Source organism: Vibrio breoganii (assembly GCF_024346795.1).
GTDB lineage: Bacteria > Pseudomonadota > Gammaproteobacteria > Enterobacterales > Vibrionaceae > Vibrio > Vibrio breoganii.
The window spans coordinates 736,252-753,968 of the sequence record NZ_AP024864.1 but is presented as its reverse complement, the minus strand read 5'-3'; the positions used below and the strand labels follow the sequence as shown (position 1 = coordinate 753,968).

Here is a 17,717-nt window from a genome sequence, read left to right as displayed (position 1 = left end):
AACAATAAATCATTCTCAACCTAGTTGCCTAGATTAGCAGTAGCCGTAGCTCATTAGGCGGTCATAACGACGCTCTAAAAGCTCTTCGTTATTTTTGCCTTCCAGCTCTTTAAGCTGAGCAATCAGCGTGCTCTTCACGTTCTCTGCAGTATGCACAGGATCGCGATGCGCGCCACCTAGAGGCTCAGAAATGATTTCATCAATCAAGCCAAGCTCTTTCAAGCGAGGAGCAACTAGGCCCATAGCTTCAGCCGCTTGCGGGGCTTTATCTGAGTCACGCCATAAGATTGAAGCACAGCCTTCTGGAGAAATCACTGAGTACGTTGAGTATTCAAGCATGTTGACATAGTCACCCACACCGATAGCAAGAGCGCCACCTGAGCCCCCTTCGCCAACAACGTTACAGATAACTGGAACCGTTAGTCCTGCCATCACTTTAAGGTTAGTTGCGATGGCTTCAGATTGACCACGCTCTTCTGCACCCACACCAGGGTAAGCACCTGCAGTGTCGATAAAGGTAATGATTGGCATCTTAAAGCGTTCAGCCATTTCCATTAGGCGCAATGCCTTACGGTAGCCTTCCGGCTTAGGCATACCAAAGTTACGAATCACTTTCTCTTTGGTTTCACGACCTTTTTGATGACCGATGATCATTACAGGGCGACCATCTAGACGAGCCATACCACCAACGATAGCCTTATCATCAGCAAACGTACGGTCACCGCACAGTTCATCGAACTCAGTGAATACGTTCTCAATGTAGTCATACGTATAAGGGCGCTGTGGATGACGAGCTAGCTGAGCTACCTGCCATGCACCTAAGTCACCAAAGATCTTTTTCTTCAGCTCTAGGCTCTTCTTTTCAAGGGAAGCAATCTCCTTGTTCAGATCAACTCCCTCTTCTCCACCGTGTCGACTTACATCGCGCAGGGCTTCAATCTTTGCTTCTAGCTCTGCAATTGGCTTTTCAAACTCTAGAAAGTTCAAAGTCATCTAGCATTCCTTCATTCTTTTGAGCTGAAGACAGCGTGTTCTGTCATCAGTTAAATTCGAGTTCCACTTGGTCATTACCAAGCAACTGCTTTAAATCGTCTATCAGCGTATCGGTTGGCGTCACTCGCCATTCCACTCCCAAAGAGAGCTTAGCTCTTGCGTCGCTACGTTGATAATAAATATTGACTGGGATAGTACCAGCGCGATGCGGTTCCAACACTCGACTAAAGCGTTCAAAGAACTGGGCATCGATTTGAGACTCAGAGATCGAAATACTGAGTCCTGAGGCGTATTTTTCACGAGCATGGCCAAGATCCATAACCTCGCGCGCCGTCATTTTAAGGCCACCATTGAAATCATCAAAGCTGACCTGTCCAGAAACCACTACAATTCTATCTTTTTCTACCAATTCTGCATACTTTTCTAACACATCTGAGAAAAGCATCACCTCCATTCGGCCAGAACGGTCATCAAGAGAAAGAATACCGATACGTGTTCCTCGCTTAGTCGTCATCACTTTAGCCGCAATAACAAGACCTGCTAAGGTCACCGATTGGTCTCGTCTTGTAGGAGTCGCATTGTTCAATCGACAACTGGTGTATTTAGCCAGTTCACGAAGATACAGATTAATTGGGTGACCCGTTAGGTACAAACCAAGGGTTTCGCGCTCCCCTTCTAGCCATACCTTCTCTGGCCACTCAGGAACTTGAGCGTACGCCTGCTCTACATCTGAGTGAGTGTCCGTTAATACGCCAAACATGTCGCTCTGACCAAAGGCCTCAGCCTGATGGTATTGGCCTGCGGCTTTCACTGCGGCATCCACCGAAGCCATCATAGCGGCTCTGTGCGGGCCTAAGCGGTCAAGTGCACCGGCTTGTATCAGCTTTTCAATAACGCGTTTATTACACTTTTTAAGATCGATGCGAGCACAAAAGTCGAACAGGTCTTTAAAGTGCCCATCTTTGTTTCGAGCTTCGATGATACTCTCAATAGGGCCTTCGCCCACGCCTTTGATAGCACCTATACCATACACAATTGCACCAGTTTCATCGACATTGAAGCGATAAAGGCCTGAGTTCACATCTGGCGGAAGCAGTTTCAGCCCCATGCGAAGACATTCATCCACCAGTCCAACCACCTTTTCGGTGTTGTCCATATCAGCGGTCATTACCGCGGCCATGAACTCTGCTGGATAGTGCGTCTTCAACCACAGAGTCTGATAAGAAACCAAAGCATAAGCCGCTGAGTGCGATTTGTTAAAACCGTAGCCTGCAAACTTTTCTACCAAGTCGAAGATCTTCATCGACAACTCGCCATCGACGCCGTTGTTCTCCGCGCCCTCTTTAAAGATGTAGCGTTGCTTTTCCATCTCCTCTGGCTTCTTCTTACCCATCGCACGGCGAAGCATATCAGCCCCACCTAGCGTATAGCCTGACAGGATCTGAGCGATCTGCATGACCTGCTCTTGATAGAGAATGATGCCGTAGGTTGGGTCTAGCGTCTCTTTCAGTGACTCATGTTGCCACGTTTCATCTGGGTAAGAGATGGCCTCACGACCGTGCTTACGGTCGATAAAGTTATCTACCATACCCGATTGCAGCGGGCCTGGGCGGAACAGGGCTACCAATGCAATAATATCTTCGAAACAGTCCGGCTGAAGACGCTTGATAAGGTCTTTCATACCTCGGGATTCTAACTGGAATACTGCCGTAGTTTCGGAGTTCTGCAGTAGCCTAAACGAAGCCGGATCATCTAGTGGAATGGATTCGATGCGAATGGGTTGTTGGCCGCTTTTTTCCAAGCGAGGATTCACTAACCCCAAAGCCCAGTCGATGATGGTGAGCGTACGCAAGCCTAAGAAGTCAAATTTGACCAAGCCTGCAGTTTCTACATCGTTCTTATCAAACTGAGTAACAGGGAATTGTCCCTCGGCATCCGCGTAGATAGGTGCAAAATCGGTAATCGTAGTTGGAGAGATAACCACACCACCGGCGTGCTTACCGGCGTTACGTGTACAGCCCTCTAGGATGCGACACATATCGATAAGGTCTTTAACCTCTTCATCCGCCTCGTACAACTCACCCATCTGCGGCTCAGCATCAAATGCTTTCGCCAGAGTCATACCAGGATCTGGTGGTACTAGCTTGGAAATTCGGTCGACAAAGCCGTATGGGTGACCCAATACACGGCCTACATCGCGGATAACCGCTTTTGCCGCCATGGTACCAAAAGTAATGATCTGCGAAACCGCATCACGCCCATAGAGCTCCGCTACGTGGTCAATAACCTGATCACGCTTATCCATGCAGAAGTCGATATCGAAATCGGGCATAGAGACACGCTCAGGGTTCAAGAATCGCTCAAACAGCAGGTCATATTCTAGCGGGTCAAGGTCGGTGATCTTGAGTGCGTAAGCCACCAATGAACCGGCACCTGAACCACGGCCAGGGCCCACAGGGATGTCGTTATCCTTAGACCACTGGATAAACTCCATTACGATCAAGAAATAACCGGGGAAGCCCATCTGGTTGACAACTTCAAGCTCAATCTGCAAGCGCTCGTCATATTCCGGGCGCTTTTGCTGCCTAATAGCAGGATCAGGGAATAGAAACTCTAGACGCTCTTCAAGGCCTTCTTGGGATTTGTGCACCAAGAAGTCTTCAATGGTCAAATCACCCGTTGGAAAGTTCGGTAGGAAATACTCTCCAAGGCGCACGGTAACATTACAGCGCTTAGCGATCTCAACACTGTTCTGCAACGCTTCAGGGATATCAGAGAAGAGCTCACACATCTCCTCTTCTGTACGCAGGTATTGCTGAGCACTGTAATTTTTAGGGCGACGAGGATCTTCTAGGGTGTAACCGTCATGGATAGCAACACGTATTTCATGGGCATCAAACTGGTCTTGGTTCACAAAGACCACTTCATTGGTTGCCACGACAGGCAACTGAGTTTGCTCAGCACACTCAAGCGCAAAGTGGAGATAGCTCTCCTCATCAACGCGACCGGTTCGCGTCAATTCTAGATAAAACCGATCTGCAAAATGTTGCTGATAAAACCCAACGCATTGCGCAGCAAGGTCATGATTGCCTTTGAGCAAGGCTTTACCTACCTCACCACTCTTACCACCAGAAAGGACGATCAAGCCTTCATTTAGCTCAGCAAGCCACGCCTTATCAATGACGGGCTGATGCTGAACGTGTCCTCTAAGGTAAGCCTTTGAGATCAACAGGGTAAGGTTTTTGTAGCCTTGATTGTTGGCAGCAAGAACCGTTAGACGAGTCAGTTCATCACCAAACTCGTCCGATTGCATTGTAAAATCAGCACCAATAATGGGCTTAACACCAGAGCCGTGAGCGGTGTTATAGAATTTCACCAAACCACAAAGGTTAGTGAAATCGGTAAGCGCCATTGCAGGCATGCCTATCTCAGCGACCTTTTTTACCAAAGGTGGCACTTTAGACAAGCCATCCACCATGGAATAGTCACTGTGGACGCGTAAATGTATAAACCTAGGCTCTGTCATAATTACTCTGTTGTTCCGTTAGTCCATTAATCTCTATTTTGGAGAAGGAATTCAAATTTTAGGATTAAGTTGTTTCGAGTTGGGATTACTCTAAGCCCAGCGCTCGTTTAACGGGTTTAAAACTCTTTCTATGCTCTGCAATCACGCCATGTTGTTCGATGGCTTCAAAGTGCGCCTTGGTTGGGTAGCCTTTGTGTTTTGCAAAACCAAATTCTGGGTGCTTTTTATCAAGCTCGATCATTTCTTCATCGCGCACCACCTTAGCAATGATAGAGGCGGCACTTATCTCAGCAACCCTTAAGTCACCCTTAACTACCGCTAATCCAGGCATGGCTAAGTCGGGCACTCGATTGCCATCAATTAAGGCGAAATCAGGCTGAACTGAAAGCCCTTCAATGGCTCTGGTCATTGCTAACATAGTGGCATGAAGAATATTAAGGTGGTCTATCTCTTCTGGAGAGCAGCGCCCCACAGACCAAGCTAATGCTTTTTCTTTTATCTCAGGAAATAGCGCTTGTCGTTTCTTCTCTGATAATGCCTTTGAATCAGTTACCCCTTCAATGGGGTTATCGGGGTCTAAAATCACCGCAGCAGTAACCACATCACCCACTAATGGACCACGTCCAACTTCATCCACGCCAGCAAATAAGGTATACCCTAGCGGGTATTCAAATGGGGGGAATTCTACTTTTGCTTTAACCATATTACTTGCCTATCAAATTCAATACTGCGTTGGCTGCCTGCTTGTCGGCATCACGCTTGATCCAAGAGTGCATCTCTGTGAATTTCTCTGTCATGTAAGACGTATCGCCATCGATAATGTTTTGCATCGCTTCGAAGATATTCTGCGGATTACATTCTTCCATGATCAACTCTTTCAGCAACTCTTCATCAGCAAGGAGATTAGGCAAGCTGTAGTATTTATTGAGCATCATACGCTTGGCGATAAAGCCACTGAGCTTATTGACTTTATAAGCGGTGACCATAGGGCGATTAACTAGCATGCCTTCAAGTACAGCGGTACCACAAGCGAGCAGAATATAGTCAGCGGCGGCCATAATATTGCGCGCTGAATTCTCTTCTATAATTTGAAAGTCGAGCTCAGGCGCCGTTTGTTGCCAAGCCTTTTCAAATTGCGCTCGTCTTGCTGGGTTCACAGCAGAAACAATAAATCCGATATCAGGGTACTTCTCTTGCAACAATTTACAGCCGCCAATGAAGTCTTCAGCCATCAGCTTAATCTCACCACGACGACTGCCTGGTAATACCGCTATCCAGCGCTTGTCTTGCTCTAAACCAAAACGCTCGCGAGCCTCTGATTTACTCGAATGTAAAGGAATGGCGTCGGCAAGTGTATGCCCAACAAACTCACAGGCGACGTTGTATTTATCGTAGAAGGCCTTCTCAAAGGGTAAGAATGCTAAGACTAGGTCTGTCGCTGCATCAATCTTGAAGATACGCTTTGGTCGCCATGCCCATACCGATGGGCTGACGTAATGCACGGTTTTAAGACCGGCATTTTTTAGCTCGAGTTCAAGACGCAGATTAAAATCAGGGGCGTCGATGCCGATAAAGACATCCGGTTGCCACTCTTTAAAGAACTTAGCCACTTCTTTCTTAATGTGCAGAATGCGACGTAATCGACCTAACACCTCAACCAAGCCCATGACTGAGAGCTCTTCCATGTCAAACAGAGAGCGGCAACCCAAGGCTTGCATCTTAGGGCCAGCGATACCGACAAATTCTGCATCAGGGTAGCGTTGCTGGATCCCTTTAATAAGACCCTCGCCAAGAGTGTCTCCAGACAACTCTCCGACAACAACACCGATACGTAATGGTCGACTCATACTAGGCTCTCCTGAGGTATTTCCTGAAATATACAAACAAAAAGACCGCCCATTACAGCGATCTTTTAGAGGGTCCACTAAACACTGAAATCAGCGAATGATGCCACGATTAACATCATTATTTAGATAGTCCATAAACTGCTTAACCGCTGGGTATTCCTCAGCTGATTTGGCAATCTCTTCTTTGGCTTCATCTAAGGTTAGACCTGAGCGGTACAGTGTTTTGAACGCGCGACGCACAGCTAGAATGTCTTGCTTCTCAAAGCCGCGACGCTTCATGCCCTCAGAGTTGATACCGATTGGGCTACAGTGGTTGCCCTGTGCCATTACAAATGGCGGGATATCTTGAGCAACAGTTGAGCCACCACCAACAAAGGCATGCGCACCCAGCGTACAGAACTGATGTACCGGAACCAAGGCGGTCAAGATAACATAATCTTGAACCTTCACGTGACCCGCTAGTGTGGCATTGTTACCCAAGATAACGTTGTCACCAATCACACAGTCATGCGCAATGTGTGCGTTTACACAAAATAGGTTATCACTACCTACTTGAGTAATGCCTTTATCTTGAATCGTGCCGCGATGCATTTGCACACTTTCACGAATCACATTGCGATCACCCACAATAAGTTGCGTGGCTTCGCCTTGATATTTCTTATCTTGGTTTTCTTCACCCAAAATAGCGAAAGAGAACACGCGGTTCCCATTACCAATCTTGGTCAAACCTTTAATTACGACATGAGACATAATCTCGTTGTCTTCACCAATCTCTACATCGCCACTGATGTATGTAAACGGGCCTACCGTTGTGTTGGCACCAATTTTTACATTACCTTCAATAACTGCAGTAGGGTGAATTTTTGCAGTAGGATCAATCATATTAGAATTCTCGACGAGCACATTTCAGTTCTGCAGAACAAACAACCTCACCATCGACTTTAGCAACACCGTTGAACATCGCGATACCACGACGGTTTTTCAACAGTTCTACTTCGATGATCATTTGGTCACCAGGGCTAACAGGTTTACGGAACTTCGCTTGGTCAACACTAGCAAAGTAGTACAATTCATTTTCTTTTGGTTCACCAAAGGTCTTGAACGCAAGTAGGCCAGTTGCTTGAGCCATCGCTTCTAGGATAAGAACCCCTGGGAAAACAGGTAATTGAGGAAAGTGGCCTTGGAACTGAGGTTCGTTAAAGCTCACGTTTTTCAAACCAACCAGGTACTTACCTTCTTCAAAATCGGTTACTCGATCAAGCAGTAGAAACGGGTAACGGTGTGGAAGAAGAGATTGGATCTCCATTATATCCATGGTCTTTTTTTCAGAAGTCAAAGTTCAGTTCCTTTAATGTAACGCTTTAATTTATTTGAGAATTATAGACTAAAAAGACCTGCTTATTGCAGGCCCTAATGCTAACTTTATTCGCCAAGCCTTTTTTCAATCTCGCCGAGGCGATTCAGCATGTCTTCTAGCCTATTTAGGCGAGCGACAGATTTGCGCCACTCCCTATTAGGTTGTGCCGGCATACCAGAGGAGTATACCCCTTTCTCAGTGATACTCTTAAGGATCATAGCTCGACCTGAGATCATTGTCCCATCTGCTATTTCCAAGTGTCCTGAGATGGCTGCGCCGCCACCAATAATACAGTATTTACCGATATGGGTACTACCACCAACGACAGTACCGCCAGCAATACAAGAACCGTAATCGATACGCACGTTGTGACCAATCTGAAGTTGGTTATCCAGAATCACATTACTTTCAATAATGGTGTCATCTAGAGCACCTCTATCAACGGTAGTGCTCGCACCAATCTCGACTCGATCGCCGATTTTTACCGAACCCACTTGCGGGATCTTAATCCACTCGCCACGTTCGTTTGCATAACCAAAGCCATCAGCACCGATCACAGAGCTTGAGTGGAACACACAACGCTCACCGACTTCTACATGATGGTAGAGAGTTGCGTTCGCCCACAACCAAGTGCCTGCACCGATTTTAGCATTTTTACCGACATAGGCGCCTGCGCCAATGCAGACGTTATCCCCAAGGACTGCGCCGGATTCTACAGTAGCATTTGGGCCCACTGAAACGTTGCTTCCTAAGGTTACGTCATCAGCAATAAATGCCGAGGCAGAGATCCCTACTGCAGGTACTTCAGCATTATTCAATGCTTGAGCCACCTTGGCATACGCCACATAAGGGTCAGCAACAACAAGAACATTACCAGCGCAATGCTCTCGTTCACTTTCTTTCACCATGACCACTGACGCTTTACACTCTGGCAATTGCTTCTTGTAGCGAGGATTAGACAGGAAGGTAATTTGCCCCTCTACTGCTTTATCCATCGCTGCCACAGAAGAAACCGTAGCATCTGGGTCACCATACAGTGTGCCACCCGTGATTTGTTCAAGTTGTTTTAGCGTCAGTTTTGTCATAGTCGATTACTTAAGCTCGTCGATTACTTTTTGAGAAAGATCCAGTTCAGGTTTAGCGTATTGTAGAGCTTGTGCATCTACAACCATGTCAATACCTTCACGCTCGGCAACAACACCGATTGCATCTTGGATAACTTTAAATAGTTTTTGCTTCTCTTGAGCTTCACGACGCTTGCCGTCACGCTCTAGAGCTTGACCCTTAAGCTTGTATTCTGCTTCAAGGCCTGCGATTTCGATTTGTAGCTTACGAACACCGTCGTCGCCTAACAGTTCACCGTCGCGACGAGCTTGATCCATTTTGCTCTTAATCTTTCCTTCGATTTCTTTCAGCTCAGCCGACTTGTCTTTGAACTCATCTTGAAGAGTCCTAAGAACAGCTTCACGCTGAGGAAGCTCTTGAAAGATTTGAGCGGTATTTACGTATGCAACCTTCTGCGCAGCTTCTGCCGCGTGCGCTACCAAAGATGTCGATAGGACTACAAGGCTTAGGCCAGCTGCTTTAATTAGTTTTTTCAAAATGTTTTCCTCAAAGATTAGAAGGTTCTACCAATTGTAAAGGTGAAGACCTCTTTATCGTCACCTTCATAAATTTCTATAGGCGTTGCCAACGAGAAGACCAATGGTCCCATCGGAGACATCCATTGCATTGCAGCACCAACGGAAGCGCGGAATGCAAACGGGTCTGAGTAGTCGTAGTAGTATTTAGAGCCCGGTAGGTTCTCATCAATAGCTACATCAGTAAACTCAGTATCCCACACACTTGCAATATCAAAGAAGACACTGGTACGGAGCTGGTTACGGAACTCATCGCCCGCAAACGGCGTCGGTACAATCAACTCGATACTACCTAGCATCGTTGCGTTACCACCCGCCGATTCGTCTGTTGCAGAGTAACATGGGTTGTTACCACCGCCATTGCCTGAACAACCCGTTGGGTCGTTATAAACGGCTTTTGGACCTGCTGAGTTAGAGCCAAAACCACGCAGGGTGGTGAAGCCACCTGCATAGAAGTTCTCATAGAACGGGAACAGGTTGTCGTTACCGTCAGTCTTGCCATAGCCATTACCATAACCTAAGCGGCCACGTAGCAATAGTGCAAAGGTTTGCTTCTGGTTCAGTGGGAAGTACTGTCTCGCATCGTACTGAACTTTAAAGTACTGGGCATCAGAACCAGGAACCGTCATTTTACCCGTCAGGCGTTGGTGGTTACCAGAGGTCGGGAAAATACCACGGTTTAAATTATTACGCGTCCATGTCAGAGAAACATCAAAATCGTCCGTATCAAGCGTATTATTCAACGGATCGTAGTTATCCCCTTGAGATTGAAGGAATTTTTCAATCTGTACGTATGGGTCAAGGTTGGACAAACTGTTGTGCGTATAACCAAGGCCTACTTCGAAGAAGTTCAATTCATCAAATGGGAAACCCCAAGTCAAAGAACCGCCGTAACTTTCGTTGGTATAGTCGACGATACCCGCTTCCGAAGCTTCAAATTTGTTGTAGAAGATCTTACCACCCAGACTCACACCATCGAGGTTCCAGTATGGGTCACGGTACTCTAAGCTGATGTTTTGTTGGTAGTCGTTCGTCATAGCGTTGATACCAACGCGATTACCGGTACCTAAGAAGTTGTCTTGTTGAAGACCAAGCTGGAAGCTGATACCCGACTCGGTACCGTAGCCAACACCGAAGTTAACACTGCCTGAGTTCGCTTCTTTCACCGAGTACACCACGTCCACTTGGTCTGCGGTACCTGGTACTCGAACGGTCTGAACATCAACGGTTTCAAAGAAGCCCAAACGGTTCAAACGAGTCTTACCTGTTTCTAGGTTTCTCGAGTTCAGCCAGCTGCCTTCCATTTGACGCATCTCACGGCGCAGTACTTCGTCTTTGGTGATGTTGTTACCCACAAAACGAATGTCACGAACATAAATACGGTTGCCCGCTTCTACATTCACCACTAGGGATACGGTGTTGTTCTCGTCATCAAATTCTGGGATGGTGCGCACGTTAGGATATGCGTAACCCGCTTCACCCAGCACTCGCTTAATTGACTCTTCCATTCCAGTAACAGCGCCGCCACTATAGACATCGCCTTTCTCAAATGGGTTCATCCCTTCAAATTCTTCACGCTTACCGATCAGCTCACCACGGACCTCGACGTCTTCAACCTTGTACTGCTCACCCTCATCTAAGAATAGAGTGATGTATACCCCTTTCTTATCCGGCGAGATAGCAACCTGGCTAGAGTCGACCTTAAACTTGAGGTAGCCCTGATCCAGATAGTAAGACTTCAGCGCTTCCAGATCACCGGCAAGCACTTGCTTCTGGTATTTATCATCCGCCATGAAGTTCCACCATGGCACGTTAACATTTAGGTTAAAGCGCGATAGAAGATCACTGTCTGAATAGACGGTATTACCGATGAAGTTAATCTGTTGGATCTTGGCTGAAACGCCCTCAGAGAAGACAAATTTCAAGTCAGCACGGTTACGAGGAAGAGGCGTTACAACGGCTTGTACAGACGCGTTGTATTTACCCACACTGTAGTAAAAGTCCTCAAGTCCCTTCTCTATGGTACTCAATGCAGTGCGGTCTAATGCCTCACCCACTTGAACACCTGATGAATTTAGGTTTTGTTGTAGTTGCTCTTCTTCAATGGCCTTGTTACCAGAGAATGACACGCTCGCAATAGTAGGGCGTTCTGTAACTCGAACCACCAACACATTGCCATCGCGCAACACCTTTACATCTTCATAGTTGCCAGAGCGGTATAAAGATTTAATGATGTCCGATACATCCTTCGAGCCGACATCATCGCCAACACGAACAGGCATCTCCAATAATGCAGCACCTAATGCAACGCGCTGCAAACCTTCGATTCTTATATCTTCAACTACAAAATTTTCTGCACCGTGAACAGCACTACTTCCAAGTAGTAACGCGGTAAGCAGGATACGTTTTAGCGACATATCGACTTCTAACTTCCTATAAAAATACGCTGTTAGTCCCGTTGGACTACAGTCGCATAAAATCGTTTAAAATTGCGATAGACATCAGTGCAAACACAATTGCGCCACCGACGCGGTACCCCATTTCTTGAATTTTCTCTGGTACCGGGCGACGAATCACCGCTTCGACCGCAAAAAACAACAGATGCCCGCCATCCAATATAGGCAATGGCACCAAGTTGATAATTCCTAGGTTAATACTTATTAAGGCTAAAAAGCCAAGAAAATAAGCTATACCATAATCTGCTGTCGCTCCAGCTCCCTTGGCTATAGATATTGGGCCACTCAGATTGTTCAATCCTACGTCACCCACGACTAATTTTTTCAACATGCTCAGCGTTAGAGAGATCACCTGCTTAGTTTTCTCAATCGCTTTGCCGACAGACTCTACAGGGCCAAACCTCAGGTCAAATCGATACTCATCAGGCCATTCACCCACTTCAGGCGATACGCCCGCAAAGCCCATATCACCCTCTCGAGTCTCTCGTACGCCCGGAGTAAGAGTGATGGGTACTGTCATACCATCGCGATTAACCTCTAACTGCAATGGTAGGCCGGGATTATCGCGGATATGAGAGGCAAAGTCTTGCCACTCGCTCACAGAGTTACCATTCACTGATAAAACCGTGTCCCCAACCTTAAGGCCTGCCTCATCGGCTGCTCCGCCCTCTTGCACGTGAGCAAACGTCAGGAAAATCTCAGGAGAATAAGGCCTAAAACCTAACGTGCCCATGGCGGACTCTTTCTCTGGATCGAAGTTCCAGCCGTTAAGGTCAACAACAAAGGTCTGCTCTTGGCCGACTTCCTCTGGCGAAGTCACCGTTACCGTCATTTGATCATCGCCAATACGCGAAATCAAACGCATGTTAACTGATTCCCAGTCCGCGGTTTTGACGCCATCGATGGACTTAAGTTCCATGCCTTGCTGAATTCCAGCTTGAGCAACAATAGAATTGGGAGTTACCTCACCAATTACTGGCTTAACTGCTGGAATACCAATTAGGAATACGAGCCAATAGGCCAAGACAGCAAAAAGGAAGTTAGCAAGAGGTCCAGCAGCAACAATAGCGCTTCGCTGCCACAGCTTCTTTTTATCAAAGGCTTGATTTTGTTCATGCTCGGCAACGTCTTCTACACGCCCATCAAGCATCTTGACGTAGCCACCCAGAGGAATCACAGAAATAGAGTACTCGGTTCCCGTCTTACCTATCTTTTTCCAGATAGATTTACCAAAACCGATAGAAAATTTATGAACCTTAACCCCACATTTACGGGCAACCCAAAAATGGCCATATTCATGAACTGCGACCAAAATGCCCAGCGCAACAATAAATGAAGCAAAATTCCATAATATGGAGGTCATTACGTCTATCCTTAACCCAGTTGCTCGCGAGCGAGAATGCGCGCCATTCTATCTAGCTCTATCAAGCTTTCCAAGCTATCCAATTGGTTGGCTTGCTCAGTTGCACAAACCTTGTTCATTACAGCACTATTTATTCGCGCAATATCAGTAAATGCTATCTTGTGTTGCAAAAACGCGTCCACTGCGACTTCATTTGCCGCATTCAGCGCCGTTGTCGCGTGTTGCCCACTATAACAAGCTTCAATTGCCAGTTCCAAGCACGGATATCTAGCAAAATCTGGTTTGATAAAGGTCAACTCTCCCATCTCAGTGAAGTCTAAGGGCTTAACACCCGCTTCTACGCGCTGTGGATAAGAAAGCGTCAAGGCTATTGGCGTACACATATCGGGCTCGCCCATCTGTGCAAGTGTCGAGCCGTCGGTGTACTGCACCATTGAATGAATCACAGATTGAGGATGAATAACCACTTGCAGATGATCTTTATTGGCATTAAACAACCAGCGAGCCTCTATATATTCTAGGCCTTTATTCATCATGCTGGCCGAGTCTACAGAGATCTTTGGGCCCATAGACCAGTTGGGATGGGCAATAGCTTGCTCTGGCGTTACCGAGGCTAAGCTATCTATATCACTGTAGCGAAATGGCCCACCCGATCCTGTTAATAAGATCTTATGCACACCGGCATCATCAAGAGCGCAGTGGCCGAGGTTAGTTTGAATGCTCTGAGGTAGACATTGAAAGATAGCGTTGTGTTCACTATCCACAGGCATAAGTTCAGCGCCATGTTCTTTCACCGCATCCACAAATAGCTGACCGGACATCACAAGCGCTTCTTTATTAGCCAATAGCACGCGCTTACCCGCCTTCACTGCCGCCATTGTAGACAACAGGCCTGCAGCGCCAACAATTGCCGCCATGACCATATTAACTTCAGGTAGCGAGGCAATATGGCAAAGCCCTTCTTCTCCTGCTAGAACCTCAGTTTTACAGCCCGCTGCTGCTAACTCTTTTTGTAAGATTAAAGCGGCCGCTTTATCCGCCATTGCGACATATTTAGGCTGCCATTGTTGGCACAGAGTAAACATTTGAGCATGGTTACTACCCGCACCAAGAGCAAACACACGGTATCGCAAAGGGTTCTGTGCGATAACCTTAAGGGTGCTGCTACCGATTGAACCGGTAGCACCTAGAATAGTGATATTTTTCATGCTAATTGACCAGTCAAGTGCCGTTTACTGCAACATGAAATAAAGAACGGTAAATACCGGAAATGCAGCGGTTAGGCTATCGATGCGATCTAATACGCCACCATGACCTGGAATAATATTACTGCTGTCTTTGATGCCAGCGACACGCTTAAACATACTCTCAACAAGGTCACCCAATACCGAAATAACTACAGTAACAAGGGTCAGTAGCATCATTAACCAAGGGGTAGAAAACTCTAGACCAAACCAAATGGTCAGTCCCCAGCCAATCAACATAGCCACGATAATGCCGCCAATCAGCCCCTCAATGGTCTTATTCGGGCTCACGCTTGGTGCCATTTTGTGTTTACCAAACTTGCGGCCAGCAAAGTAAGCACCGCTGTCTGCAGCCCATACCAGAGCACACACATACATAACCAGCTTAGCACCGTAGTAAAAATCGGTGTCAATATCGATAGCACGCAGTGCTGCGATACTCCAGAAGAAAGGCACTAAGGTCAGTACGCCAAACACGAAACGCAATAAGTGGGAGTCTTTCCAAGAAGCCGTATATTTAGGATGAGTAATGGCCAGAACACTAGCGATAAGCCACCAAATGGCACCACCCACTACGACCACAAGTAATGCACCGGTCAATTCGGATAGTTTGAGTACGCTCTCTGGGATAAACAGAAAAGGGATAAGAAAGGAGGCAAAAAGCAGTACCATTTTTTGAGCTCGAGTGCCCATCTCGACAAACTGGGTCCACTCCCACAATCCGAGTAGGGTGATAAAACCAAGCATGAGCATAAAGCCCGATAGCGGCAACATGAATACCCCAAGGATGACTAGAGGGGCTAGAATCAGTGCCGTAATAATGCGTTGCTTCAAGGCGACTTCCTTATTTATTGTCCATTAGTGCTTTGATCTGATCTCCAGTACAGCCAAATCGACGTTCGCGATTGACATACCAAGAGATAGCTTCGGCTAAGCCGTCTTCGTCAAAGTCTGGCCAGTGCTTTTCGCAGAAATAAAACTCTGCATAAGCCACTTGCCATAGTAAAAAGTTACTTAGGCGCGATTCACCGCTAGTACGAATCAAGAGATCGACCTCAGGTAAATCGGCTAGGCACACTTCTTGTGAAATCAGTTGCTCAGTAATATCCGCTGGCTGAATCTCACCACGCAATGCCTTCTCAGCAATACGTTTCGTGGCCTGTGTGATATCCCATTTACCACCATAGTTGGCAGCAACATTGATCACCAAACCTGTATTATCTTGTGTCAGCTCTTCAGCTTCCGCTATTTTTTTCTGTAAACGAGAGTTGAAGCCACTTTTGTCACCAATAATCCTCAGTTTAAGATCGTTTTTATGCAAACGCTTCACTTCAGTGGTTAACAAAGTAATAAACAGTTCCATTAGAAGACTGACTTCTTCTTCTGGACGGCGCCAATTCTCACTGCTAAATGCGAACAAGGTTACTGACTTAACGCCAAGCTTTGCCGCAGCAGTAATAGTCTTACGAACTGCACTCACTCCTTTCTTGTGGCCATAAACTCTTGGCTTGCCACGTAATTTTGCCCAGCGTCCGTTACCATCCATGATGATAGCGATGTGCTGAGGAAGTGCACTTGATGTTACAGGTATGTCAGACATAAAAGGATTAGGTACATTTAACAGGAGGGAGATAATAGCAGAAAAAAACGCTGCACTGTAGGGTGCAGCGTTTGAGCAGTCAATCGATAACCAGTTTAATTAAACTTCCATCAATTCTTTTTCTTTTGATGCTAGAACATCATCAACGTTCTTAACGGCAACATCAGTCAGCTTTTGAATCTCGTCTTGTGCTTTACGATCTTCATCTTCAGAGATTTCTTTATCTTTAAGAAGAGATTTAAAGTCGCTGTTTGCGTCACGACGGATGTTACGAATAGCGACGCGAGCGCCTTCAGCTTCACCACGAACGATCTTAACTAGGTCTTTACGACGCTCTTCTGTCAGCGGTGGAAGTGGTACACGAATAACCGTACCTGCAGACATTGGGTTTAGACCTAGGTCAGATTGCATGATTGCTTTCTCAACCTTAGGTGCAAGCTCTCTGTCAAATACAGTGATTGCTAGAGTACGCGCATCTTCAGCAACAACGTTTGCTACTTGGTTAAGAGGCGTTGGAGCACCGTAATACTCAACAGAAAGACCAGATAGAAGGCTTGGGTGAGCACGACCTGTACGCACCTTTGAAAGAGTGTTCTTTAGCGCTTCAACGCTTTTTTCCATGCGCTGTTGCGCGTCTTGTTTGATTTCGTTAATCACGATTTCACCTTTGAAATTGTCGGGGTCTAATGACCTAACTAAGTTGTGCTTGGGCGATTACTCAGCGTTGCTGATAAGAGTACCTTCAGCTTCACCCATCACCACGCGACGTAGTGCGCCTGGCTTGTTCATATTAAATACGCGAATTGGCATGTTGTGGTCGCGTGCCAATGTGAACGCAGCTAGATCCATAACCTTAAGCTCTTTATCTAGTACTTCATTGTACGATAACTTGCTGTAAAGTTCAGCGTCTGGGTTCGTTGCAGGGTCAGCATTGTATACGCCGTCAACTTTTGTTGCTTTTAGTACTAGATCCGCTTCGATCTCGATACCACGAAGACAAGCAGCAGAGTCCGTTGTGAAGAATGGGTTACCCGTTCCTGCAGAGAAGATCACTACGCGACCTTGGCGAAGTTCGCGGATAGCGTCAGCCCAGTTGTAATCGTCACACACGCCTTTAAGCTGTATCGCTGACATTACGCGAGCATTCACGTATGCACGGTGCAGTGCATCGCGCATAGCTAGGCCATTCATCACTGTTGCTAGCATACCCATGTGGTCGCCAACTACGCGGTTCATGCCTGCTTCTGCAAGGCCAGCACCGCGGAACAAGTTACCACCACCGATAACCACACCAACTTCTACACCTAGTTCAACTAACTCTTTCACTTCCTGAGCCATACGCTCTAGGATAGTTGGGTCGATACCAAAGCCTTCTTCGCCTTGAAGAGCCTCACCACTCAGTTTTAACAGGATACGCTGATATGCTGGTTTAGGGTTTGTCGTCATGAAGTATACCTTCTAAAAGAGTTATCGATTAACAGTTGAGGATGGAGACTCAGATAATAGCTATCAGCTATCAGCTGCAAGCTGAAGACTAGAAGCTACAAGCTACAAGCTGCAAGCTGCAAGCTGCAAGCTGCAAGCTGCAAGCTGCAAGCTGAAGACTAGAAGCTAGAAGCTAGAAGCTAGAAGCTAGAAGCTAATTATAAGTCACTATTCTCAACGGCTAAACTTAAGTATTTATTCGTAAA

Annotated in this window: 15 protein-coding genes; all 15 read right to left on the bottom strand. The window is 46.6% G+C overall.

Annotated features, from left to right (window positions below; translation table 11 throughout):
- Positions 1-33: 33 nt before the first annotated feature.
- Positions 34-993: an acetyl-CoA carboxylase carboxyl transferase subunit alpha gene (accA, locus tag OCU35_RS03565; protein ID WP_017029218.1), complete on the bottom strand. Its 960-nt coding sequence runs from the start codon at positions 991-993 to the stop codon at positions 34-36.
- 46 nt (positions 994-1,039) lie between these two features.
- Positions 1,040-4,519 carry a DNA polymerase III subunit alpha gene (gene dnaE / locus OCU35_RS03560; RefSeq protein ID WP_261825659.1) on the bottom strand — a complete coding sequence of 1,160 codons (3,480 nt, stop codon included), beginning with the start codon at positions 4,517-4,519 and terminating at the stop codon, positions 1,040-1,042.
- An 85-nt stretch (positions 4,520-4,604) separates the two neighbouring features.
- Positions 4,605-5,222, bottom strand: a complete 618-nt coding sequence (gene rnhB / locus OCU35_RS03555) for a ribonuclease HII (protein WP_261825658.1) — start codon at positions 5,220-5,222, stop codon at positions 4,605-4,607.
- A gap of 1 nt (position 5,223) precedes the next feature.
- Positions 5,224-6,366, bottom strand: a complete 1,143-nt coding sequence (gene lpxB / locus OCU35_RS03550; RefSeq protein ID WP_261825657.1) for a lipid-A-disaccharide synthase — start codon at positions 6,364-6,366, stop codon at positions 5,224-5,226.
- Between the two features lie 90 nt (positions 6,367-6,456).
- Positions 6,457-7,248 (bottom strand): acyl-ACP--UDP-N-acetylglucosamine O-acyltransferase, encoded by a 792-nt coding sequence (gene lpxA / locus OCU35_RS03545; protein WP_119011097.1) that lies wholly within the window; start codon positions 7,246-7,248, stop codon positions 6,457-6,459.
- Between the two features lies 1 nt (position 7,249).
- On the bottom strand, positions 7,250-7,681 hold the full coding sequence (gene fabZ, locus OCU35_RS03540; RefSeq protein ID WP_026012765.1) for a 3-hydroxyacyl-ACP dehydratase FabZ: 432 nt from the start codon (positions 7,679-7,681) through the stop codon (positions 7,250-7,252).
- Between the two features lie 107 nt (positions 7,682-7,788).
- Entirely contained in the window at positions 7,789-8,808 is a 1,020-nt protein-coding gene (gene lpxD, locus OCU35_RS03535; RefSeq protein ID WP_017029211.1) for a UDP-3-O-(3-hydroxymyristoyl)glucosamine N-acyltransferase, read from the bottom strand.
- A 6-nt stretch (positions 8,809-8,814) separates the two neighbouring features.
- Entirely contained in the window at positions 8,815-9,324 is a 510-nt protein-coding gene (locus OCU35_RS03530; RefSeq protein ID WP_017029210.1) for an OmpH family outer membrane protein, read from the bottom strand.
- A gap of 17 nt (positions 9,325-9,341) precedes the next feature.
- Positions 9,342-11,780, bottom strand: a complete 2,439-nt coding sequence (gene bamA / locus OCU35_RS03525) for an outer membrane protein assembly factor BamA (protein ID WP_017032652.1) — start codon at positions 11,778-11,780, stop codon at positions 9,342-9,344.
- A gap of 46 nt (positions 11,781-11,826) precedes the next feature.
- Positions 11,827-13,182 carry a sigma E protease regulator RseP gene (rseP, locus tag OCU35_RS03520; RefSeq protein WP_261825656.1) on the bottom strand — a complete coding sequence of 452 codons (1,356 nt, stop codon included), beginning with the start codon at positions 13,180-13,182 and terminating at the stop codon, positions 11,827-11,829.
- Positions 13,183-13,193: 11 nt separating this feature from the next.
- Complete coding sequence (gene ispC, locus OCU35_RS03515; protein ID WP_102543370.1) at positions 13,194-14,390, bottom strand: 1-deoxy-D-xylulose-5-phosphate reductoisomerase; 1,197 nt, start codon at positions 14,388-14,390, stop codon at positions 13,194-13,196.
- A 24-nt stretch (positions 14,391-14,414) separates the two neighbouring features.
- Complete coding sequence (locus OCU35_RS03510) at positions 14,415-15,260, bottom strand: phosphatidate cytidylyltransferase (RefSeq protein WP_065599041.1); 846 nt, start codon at positions 15,258-15,260, stop codon at positions 14,415-14,417.
- A 10-nt stretch (positions 15,261-15,270) separates the two neighbouring features.
- Positions 15,271-16,026 (bottom strand): isoprenyl transferase, encoded by a 756-nt coding sequence (locus OCU35_RS03505; RefSeq protein WP_017029205.1) that lies wholly within the window; start codon positions 16,024-16,026, stop codon positions 15,271-15,273.
- Between the two features lie 99 nt (positions 16,027-16,125).
- Positions 16,126-16,683, bottom strand: a complete 558-nt coding sequence (gene frr, locus OCU35_RS03500; RefSeq protein WP_017032657.1) for a ribosome recycling factor — start codon at positions 16,681-16,683, stop codon at positions 16,126-16,128.
- Between the two features lie 57 nt (positions 16,684-16,740).
- The gene (gene pyrH, locus OCU35_RS03495; RefSeq protein WP_017029203.1) at positions 16,741-17,472 is read right to left on the bottom strand and encodes a UMP kinase; all 732 of its coding nucleotides are present in this window, start codon (positions 17,470-17,472) and stop codon (positions 16,741-16,743) included.
- Positions 17,473-17,717: the final 245 nt, after the last annotated feature.

Bases quoted from the DNA above. Each gene is read 5' to 3' on its own strand.
- rnhB (WP_261825658.1), bottom strand. From the start codon at position 5,222: ATGGTTAAAGCAAAAGTAGAATTCCCCCCATTTGAATACCCGCTAGGG.
- lpxA (WP_119011097.1), bottom strand. From the start codon at position 7,248: ATGATTGATCCTACTGCAAAAATTCACCCTACTGCAGTTATTGAAGGT.
- bamA (WP_017032652.1), bottom strand. From the start codon at position 11,780: ATGTCGCTAAAACGTATCCTGCTTACCGCGTTACTACTTGGAAGTAGT.
- OCU35_RS03505 (WP_017029205.1), bottom strand. From the start codon at position 16,026: ATGTCTGACATACCTGTAACATCAAGTGCACTTCCTCAGCACATCGCT.
- accA (WP_017029218.1), bottom strand. From the start codon at position 993: ATGACTTTGAACTTTCTAGAGTTTGAAAAGCCAATTGCAGAGCTAGAA.
- lpxB (WP_261825657.1), bottom strand. From the start codon at position 6,366: ATGAGTCGACCATTACGTATCGGTGTTGTTGTCGGAGAGTTGTCTGGA.
- rseP (WP_261825656.1), bottom strand. From the start codon at position 13,182: ATGACCTCCATATTATGGAATTTTGCTTCATTTATTGTTGCGCTGGGC.
- pyrH (WP_017029203.1), bottom strand. From the start codon at position 17,472: ATGACGACAAACCCTAAACCAGCATATCAGCGTATCCTGTTAAAACTG.
- fabZ (WP_026012765.1), bottom strand. From the start codon at position 7,681: ATGGATATAATGGAGATCCAATCTCTTCTTCCACACCGTTACCCGTTT.
- lpxD (WP_017029211.1), bottom strand. From the start codon at position 8,808: ATGACAAAACTGACGCTAAAACAACTTGAACAAATCACGGGTGGCACA.
- dnaE (WP_261825659.1), bottom strand. From the start codon at position 4,519: ATGACAGAGCCTAGGTTTATACATTTACGCGTCCACAGTGACTATTCC.
- ispC (WP_102543370.1), bottom strand. From the start codon at position 14,390: ATGAAAAATATCACTATTCTAGGTGCTACCGGTTCAATCGGTAGCAGC.